Origin of the sequence: Actinoplanes sp. NPDC048967, from assembly GCF_040649415.1 — a bacterium.
In the GTDB taxonomy this organism is placed as follows: Bacteria; Actinomycetota; Actinomycetes; order Mycobacteriales; family Micromonosporaceae; genus Actinoplanes.
The window spans coordinates 1-1,451 of sequence record NZ_JBEZFL010000022.1; the positions used below are offsets into that span (position 1 = coordinate 1).

At 56.1% G+C, this 1,451-nt stretch carries 1 rRNA gene (running past one end of the window); it reads right to left on the reverse strand.

Annotation, left to right across the window (positions count from 1 at the left end):
• Nucleotides 1-59: 59 nt before the first annotated feature.
• Nucleotides 60-1,451: ribosomal RNA gene (locus tag AB0C12_RS44035) — 23S ribosomal RNA — on the reverse strand (it continues 1,358 nt past the right edge of the window).

A 1,451-nucleotide genomic window follows, 5' to 3' on the forward strand; every position in this document is an offset into this window, starting at 1 on the left:
GGCAGGGTGGTTGTTTGCTGTGAATCACACAGTGGACGCGGTCGAACATCAAGTTTGGTGTAGTTAAGCCCTCGGCCTATTAGTACCGGTCGACTGAACCTATTACTAGGCTTACATCTCCGGCCTATCAACCCAGTCGTCTAGCTGGGAGCCTTACCCACTCAAGGTGGTGGGATACCTCATCTCGAAGCGAGCTTCCCGCTTAGATGCTTTCAGCGGTTATCCCTTCCGAACGTAGCCAACCAGCCGTGCCCCTGGCGGGACAACTGGCACACCAGAGGTTCGTCCGTCCCGGTCCTCTCGTACTAGGGACAGCCCTTCTCAAGTATCCAACGCGCACGGCGGATAGGGACCGAACTGTCTCACGACGTTCTAAACCCAGCTCGCGTACCGCTTTAATGGGCGAACAGCCCAACCCTTGGGACCTGCTACAGCCCCAGGATGCGACGAGCCGACATCGAGGTGCCAAACCATCCCGTCGATATGGACTCTTGGGGAAGATCAGCCTGTTATCCCCGGGGTACCTTTTATCCGTTGAGCGACACCGCTTCCACTCGCAAGTGCCGGATCACTAGTCCCGACTTTCGTCCCTGCTCGACCTGTCAGTCTCACAGTCAAGCTCCCTTGTGTACTTACACTCAACACCTGATTGCCAACCAGGCTGAGGGAACCTTTGGGCGCCTCCGTTACCTTTTAGGAGGCAACCGCCCCAGTTAAACTACCCACCAGACACTGTCCCTCGACCCGATCAGGGCCGCAAGTTAGATACCCAAATCCAACAGAGTGGTATTTCAAGATTGCCTCCACCCGAACTGGCGTCCGGACTTCACAGGCTCCCACCTATCCTACACAATTACATTCGGATACCAATGTCAAGCTATAGTAAAGGTCCCGGGGTCTTTCCGTCCTGCCGCGCGTAACGAGCATCTTTACTCGTACTGCAATTTCGCCGGGCCTGTGGTTGAGACAGTGGGGAAGTCGTTACGCCATTCGTGCAGGTCGGAACTTACCCGACAAGGAATTTCGCTACCTTAGGATGGTTATAGTTACCACCGCCGTTTACTGGCGCTTAAGTTCTCCGCCTCGCCCTTACGGGCTAACAGGTCCCCTTAACGTTCCAGCACCGGGCAGGCGTCAGTCCATATACATCGTCTTACGACTTGGCATGGACCTGTGTTTTTAGTAAACAGTCGCTTCCCCCTGCTCTCTGCGGCCATACCACGCTCCACCCGCAAGGGGCTTCACGCGTCCGGCCCCCCTTCTCCCTAAGTTACGGGGGCAATTTGCCGAGTTCCTTAACCACAGTTCGCCCGTCGCCTCGGTATTCTCTACCTGACCACCTGTGTCGGTTTGGGGTACGGGCCGCTCGGAACATCGCTAGAGGCTTTTCTCGGCAGCATAGGATCACTGACTTCACCTGAATCGGCTCGGCATCACGTCTCAGCCTCATG